This window comes from Ruminococcus sp. (genome assembly GCF_045129435.1).
Classification (GTDB): Bacteria; Bacillota; Clostridia; order Oscillospirales; family Acutalibacteraceae; genus Ruminococcoides.
Window position 1 is genome coordinate 1 of the sequence record NZ_JBGVJL010000094.1, and the last position, 6,929, is coordinate 6,929.

Annotated in this window: 4 protein-coding genes; 3 read left to right on the forward strand and 1 reads right to left on the reverse strand. The window is 37.6% G+C overall.

Annotation, left to right across the window (positions count from 1 at the left end; translation table 11 throughout):
* Positions 1-221 precede the first annotated feature (221 nt).
* Both ACJMMI_RS04530 and ACJMMI_RS04535 read left to right on the forward strand, forming a co-directional pair.
* On the forward strand, positions 222-398 hold the full coding sequence (locus tag ACJMMI_RS04530; protein ID WP_405353949.1) for a helix-turn-helix domain-containing protein: 177 nt from the start codon (positions 222-224) through the stop codon (positions 396-398).
* A 247-nt stretch (positions 399-645) separates the two neighbouring features.
* A complete protein-coding gene (locus tag ACJMMI_RS04535; protein WP_405353950.1) occupies positions 646-3,579 on the forward strand; it encodes a leucine-rich repeat protein in 2,934 nt (977 codons plus the stop codon).
* A 173-nt stretch (positions 3,580-3,752) separates the two neighbouring features.
* On the opposite strand, the gene murF is transcribed toward ACJMMI_RS04535, so the two are convergent.
* Complete coding sequence (murF, locus tag ACJMMI_RS04540; protein ID WP_405353952.1) at positions 3,753-5,102, reverse strand: UDP-N-acetylmuramoyl-tripeptide--D-alanyl-D-alanine ligase; 1,350 nt, start codon at positions 5,100-5,102, stop codon at positions 3,753-3,755.
* Between the two features lie 247 nt (positions 5,103-5,349).
* On the opposite strand from murF, the gene ACJMMI_RS04545 reads away from it, so the two are divergent.
* A partial coding sequence (locus ACJMMI_RS04545) for an AMP-binding protein (RefSeq protein WP_405353953.1) occupies positions 5,350-6,929 on the forward strand: 1,580 nt, incomplete at its 3' end.

A 6,929-nucleotide genomic window follows, 5' to 3' on the forward strand; every position in this document is an offset into this window, starting at 1 on the left:
TATTTGTAGAGCATATTTGTTCCTCCGTTTCTGGTTTCTAAGCAATTCTATTTTAACGGATTTTAGACAAATATGCTCTACTTTTTTTAAAATTATTTTTGTAGGCTCTATTTGTTACCCCAACATTTATTATAGAGCCTGCAAAAATACGGTTGACATTTATTCACGTTTCTTCTATACTGACCTTAGATATACTACATTAATGCAGAGGTGAATAAAATTTGAAAATTAAGGAATATAAGAATCAAAAGAATTTGACAGTTCAACAGCTTGCAGATAAAGCAGGTATATCAAAACGCACTCTTGAAGATATTATGAGGCGTGATGACGGTTTGATGTCAAACATAATAAAAATAGCAAATGCCCTTGATGTTACACTTGATGAGCTTTGCAAATAAGTTAAAAATAACCCGACCGCCAAAAGTTAGATCAAAAAATCGGCTAATGGTGGTCGGGCTATTTTATTATTTTCTTTTTGTTTATGGTTATAGCATATACATAATATACCTTTGTTATAGTTAAAATATATAATAGCTAAAATTTAGAAATGTATTGCAATTATTTTAATTATATTGTATAATGCAAGTGGAAGAAAAGCAATACTTTAAAATTAATAAGCAATATTAAACAACAGGAGGTATATTTATGAAAAAGAACAAACCAAAAATTTGTACAAGAAAAATCATAAGTTTTGCACTTGTGTTCTGTATGCTTACGGCCGCTTTTTCTGTAACTGCATTGGCAGAGGTGCAAAATGAAGACGGTTATGCAGGTTTGTATAACAAAGTTCCGTCAAGCTCCGGAACAGGATATGTTTACCGCTTCCTTTCCGAAAATACCATTGCAATCACCGATTACAATGGTTATGCTACCGAGGTAACAATTCCGTCAAAAATTGACGGCTATACCGTTACAGGTATCGAAAATATGGACACTTCAAATATCAAAAAAATTGTAATGCCGGATACAGTTACATATATCGGAGAATATGCGTTTGGTGATTATGATGATAGCGTTCCTCTTGAAGAAATTGTTCTTTCAAAAAATCTTAAAATAATCGGACAGTTTGCATTCAGTAGATGTTTTGAGTTGAAATCAATTGATATTCCCGAAAGTGTGACCGAAATTGAAAATGGGGCTTTTTCAGGTTGCTATTCTCTAAAAAATTTCAATGTAAGTCAAAAAGTAAATTTTGGTGACCGTGTTTTCGGTGATTACCCGTGGAGTTCAATTCCTGCGTTGAGTGAAGATTATAATGCGTGGTTATACGATGATAATGCGTCTGATTTCTTCGTATGGAATGGTTGTCTGTTTGCTTACAGAGGTAGCAGTAAAACTCCTGTTATTCCATCAGGCGTTAGCGGAATCGGTAATGGGGTGTTTAAGGATTCTGATATAACATCGGTTACAATCCCTGACGGAGTAAGATATATAGGCAACGGTGCTTTTCAAAACTGTAATTATTTAACAAATATTAAAATTCCGAAAAGCGTTCAAAAAATCAGCGGGTACGCATTTTATGAATGTTCTTCACTCTCATCTGTTACATTTAGCGTTGGTTTGAAGAGTATTGAAGATAATGCCTTTGGCTACTGTGAATCTCTGAAAAAATTAGTTCTTCCCGAAGGTCTTGAAAAACTTGACGGTTCATTCTGCGGCTGCTATAACCTTGAAGATATAACATTCCCAAGCACACTTACTGAAATTGATACCTATTACAGTGCGATTTATGACACAAAATGGTATGACAATATTCCTGATGGTTCACCTATTTATTGTGGAGGAATATTCTTAGGTTTTAAACATGACTATTCCATACCGTATGAAAATGTAAAAGTAAATTCAACATACACTGTAAGAGCAGGAACAAAGACTGTTTATATGAACGAATGTTATGTTGACAAACTGACAACTCTTAATCTGCCTGACGGTTTGAAATCATTGACAATAAAATCACCGACCAATGTAAACAGCAATTATAAGATTACATCACTTACTGTTCCGGAAAGCGTTGACTACATTGACCTTGAAGGTATGTACGATTTAAAAACAGTAAAACTTCCAACAACGGCTAAGCTTGCTATTAGTTGCTTTATGAATTGCCCTGAAATTGAAAGCCTTACTATCCCAAAAGGAAATGTCCGACTTGATGCTTCATTGATTGATTGTGTAAAGTTAAAGTCAATAACGCTTCCAAGCGATACATTGGAAGTTGTTGGAACAATCGGCAGCGAAAATCTTACAAGTGTAAATCTTTCAAATGTTCGCATTTTGAAGGACAGTTTTAAATCGTGCACAGGACTTACAAAGGTTAATCTGCCGGATTCTCTTGTAAGTATAGACGGTGCATTCAGTGATTGTACCAACCTGACAACAATAACAGGTGGTACAAATGTGCGTTATATCGGCGACTGTTCATTTGCAAACTGCTCCAAACTTAACAGCTTTGGCAGTATCGGTAAAAATTTAAGTGTTCTTGACCACCGTGCATTTACGGGAACAGGTTGGTATAACAATCAAAAAGACGGCATTGTATATTTTCAAGACTTTGCTTATTGCTACAAAGGCACTATGCCAAAAAATACAGAACTGACATTTAAAGAGGGAACAAAGGCTATTGTAGGCGGATTTATTTTCGGTGACCTCGAATTAACTCCTCGTAATGTTGCATATTTTGAACCGCCTATACTTACAAAGGTGGTAATCCCCAAAAGCTGTCAGTACATAGGTTACTACTCATTTTTTGGCTGTGAAAGCCTGAAAAATATTACGCTCAATGGTGGTGAACTTGTCGAAACTAAAGCGTTTGAAAATAATGGGTGCGAAACAATTACGCTTCCGCAGACAATGCGTGTTGTCGATGACGATTCATTCACGGGTAAAAATTTGAAAAATGTAAATCTAAATGACGGGTTGCAGTATATAGGTGACGGAGTGTTTTTCTCTCTCGGAAATATTAATAGTATGGAAGTTCCTGCAAGTGTAACTCATATAGGTGAACACGCTATAGGTTACTATCCTACCGATATTGATGATCCATTCTCGTTCCCGGAGGTTATTCCAAGTTTTGTAATCTACGGAACAAGTGGCACTGAGGCTCAGACTTATGCTGAGAAAAACGGTATAGCCTTTAATAGCGTTGCCTCAGGCACAACTGTTAAAGGAACGGTTAAGAGTTATCTTTCTGAAACCGATACGGTTAAAATTCAACTCCTAAAATCTGATACGGTGCAGTACGAAACTACCGTAAATGGCAATACTGCGGAGTATTCAATTATTGGTGTAGCAAACGGAACATACACAATGTTGGTTTCTAAAAACGCTCATGCCGAGAGAAAATATACGGTTACGATTACAAATTCAAATGTCATGCTAAATGTTGAGATTTTCCCAATCGGTGATGTTAATATGGATGGAAAAATTACTGTAAATGATGTTACCACAACTCAGCAAGGTATTGCAGGTATGTTTGAATTTACCGAATATCAGAGCAAGCTTGCAGATATGAATAAGGACGGAAGTGTAAGTGTAATTGATGTTACTGCTCTTCAAAAATATATTGCAGGTGATACTGACTGATTTTCGTTTTAACATTAATTGAATAAGTTTATAAAAATGAATAGATAAAAGAAAACCTCCTATAGCATTCAATTTGCTATAGGAGGTTTTTATGCCCGTAAGTCAGTTTTATTGTTTTAATTAAAGATAAAATATGTAGGGATAAATAATGAAAAGCTTACAAGTTGTTTAAATTATTCCCCTTTTAAAAATGAAACAATTCTTTCAAACTGCATTGAGTGGGATGCCTTTACTAAGACTGTATCGCCATTTTTAAGCAAAATTTTGAGGTCAGGGAGGAGGGAGTCAATGTCTGAGTACCATTTTCCTTTACTGCCCTCGGCAAGTGATTTTGCAAGCGGGCCAACTGCTATTACAAGGTCAACGCCTTTTTCCTTTGCGTATTCACCTGTGGTGCGGTGCATTTCAAGTTCATTTTTGCCGAGTTCTTTCATATCACCAAGAATTGCAACTGTTCTGCCCTTGAAGTTTACAAGTGTGTCAATGCTTGCCATAACTGAGGTTGGATTTGCGTTGTAGCAATCGTCAATAATTTTGTAGTCGGCTGTATTGATAACATTTGCACGACTGCCTACAGTTTTGTATGACTCCACACCCTTTATAAGCTCGTTGTCGCTAAGTCCGCAGAGCTTACCGACGGCAACCGCCGCAAGTGCATTTGAAACCATATAACTGCCGATTGCCGGAATTTTGACCGAAAGCCTTGTATTGCCAAAGCATAGGTCGGCAAGCACACCGCCGTCAGCGTTGTTCTGAATATTTTCGGCATAGTATTCATTTTTGCTGTCAAGACCAAAGAAAATAGGTTTTTTGCCGTTTACATCGGTTACGGTTGCAAGCTTGTCGTCATCTCCGTTGAGTACAAACTCAGCACCCTCGCTTGCAAACTTGAACATCTCTGTTTTTGCTTTTAAAACGCCGTTGCGGTCGCCAAGATTTTCAAGGTGGCAACAGCCGATAATTGTAAGCACGCAGATAGTCGGCTGAACCATCTGAGCAAGTCGGCTCATTTCGCCAAAGTCGGAGATACCCATTTCAATTACTGCCGCCTCGGTATCCTCAGGCATAGCAAGGAGTGTAAGCGGTACGCCAAGCTCGTTGTTGAGGTTGCCCTGTGTTTTGTGGGTTTTGTATTTCTGAGAAAGCACAGCATAAAGCATTTCTTTTGTGGAGGTTTTGCCAACACTGCCTGACACACCAACTACAGGAATGTCAAATTTTTTGCGGTAAGCCATACCGATTTTCTTAACCGCCTCAAGAGTTGAATCAACGAGAATATATGGCTTTGCCGCATTTTTTGGAGCATTTTCGCAAATGGCACAAATCGCACCGTCAGCGTAGCATTTTTCAATAAAGTCGTGACCGTCAACTCTCTCGCCTTTGATTGCAAGGAAAAGAGAATTTTCTTTAATACATCTGCTGTCACGCTCTACCGATGAAATGGCAACATTTTTTAAATTTTCGTCGCCAACATATTTACCGCCACAGGCTGTGGCTATTTCTTCAAGAGTAAATTTCTTCATAAAATCACGCCCTGTAAAATTTTAGTTTTCTATACTTTATATACTCTAAATATACCAAAAATGAGTGGCTTTTGCAAGTGGACATAAATTTACTAAATGCCAATAATTATAATTATTATGCAGTATTTGCATAACTGATTGATTTATTAATAAAATCAGAATAACGCTATTTATTGACTAATCAGTCTATTTTTGATATTATTTTATCTGTAATAATTTTAGTTTATATTCTGAAAGGCGAGATAATATGCAGTTGTACAAGCAGTTTTGCAATGAAGAATTTAATAGTGACAATACATTGAAAAGCTTTAGATTAAAATTTGAAGATAACTATAATTTCGGCTATGATGTGCTTGATCAAATGGCAGAAAAAGCACCTAATGACATTGCTCTTGTGTGGACTAATCCGGAGGGTGACGAGCGAATTTTTACTTTTGAAGATTTAAGCAGGCTTAGCAACAAGGCGGCTAATGTATTAAAAAAATACGATGTGAAAAAGGGCGACAAAGTTTTGCTTATGCTCAAGCGTAATTATGAATATTGGTACATAGTTACTGCCTTGCATAAACTTGGAGTGGTTGCAATTCCTGCTACAAATATGCTTACCGCTGAGGACATCAGCTACAGAGTGAATGTGGCAAATATCAAAATGGCGGTTTGCACACCTGACAGCGAAACTGTTGAAAATCTAATGCAAGCGAAAAATCAGGAAAACTCCTTAGAAACTGTTTTTGTTTGCAGAGAAAATTTTGACGGTACAGTTAATATTACTGATGAAATAGAAAACGCAAGTGATAGGCTTGAAAGGGTGCAGACAAAGGCAACTGAGCCGATGCTCATTTACTTTACCTCCGGCACAACAGGCTATCCAAAGGCGGTTGTGCATAATCATATTTATTCCTTGTGTCATATTATTTCTGCAAAATACTGGCAGAATGTAAAAGAGGGCGGACTGCATTTTTCTATTGCAGAAACAGGCTGGGCAAAGGCGTCTTACGGCAAAATTTACGGTCAGTGGCTTTGTGGCTGTGCTGTTATGGCTTTTGATTTTGATAAGTTTTCACCGTCAAAAATCTTAAAGGTAATTGAAAAGTTTAAGGTTACTTCATTCTGTGCACCGCCAACTGCCTACAGATACTTTGTTAAAAAGGGTATGAGAAAATACGATTTAAGTTCGCTTGAGTACCTTACAACCGCAGGAGAAGCACTCAATCCGAACATTGCGGACGCTGTGTTTGAGCAGACAGGACTTCACCCAATGGAGGGATACGGTCAGAGCGAAACCACACTTCTGATTGCTAACCTTAATGGTACAAACGGAAAAACAGGCTCAATCGGCAAGCCGAGTCCGATGTATGATATAAGACTTGTTGATTCTGACGGCAATGAGGTTAAACAGGGAGAAACCGGCGAAATTGTTGTTGTTCCGCCAAAGGACAGAAAGCAGTACGGCATTTTTACAAATTATATCGGCGATGAGCAGATGTACCAATATGCGTGGAGAAACGGAATGTATCACACAAACGATACCGCCTATATGGATGAGGACGGATACTATTGGTATGTGGGCAGAGCAGATGATTTGATTAAGACAAGAGGCTACAGAGTTGGTCCTTTTGAAATTGAAAATGTACTTATGAAGCACCCTGCTGTACTTGAATGTGCGGTAATTGGCGTTCCTGACGAAAGCCGAGGTCAGGCAATTAAGGCAATTATTAAAACTGTTGACGGTTGTGATGCTGACAAAAGCCTTGTAAATGATATCAAAGGCTTTTCAAACAAACGACTTGCATCATACAAATGGATTCAGTATATAGAGTTTACTGA

Coding starts and splice junctions, on each gene's coding strand:
- murF (WP_405353952.1), bottom strand. CDS start 5,102: ATGAAGAAATTTACTCTTGAAGAAATAGCCACAGCCTGTGGCGGTAAA.
- ACJMMI_RS04535 (WP_405353950.1), top strand. CDS start 646: ATGAAAAAGAACAAACCAAAAATTTGTACAAGAAAAATCATAAGTTTT.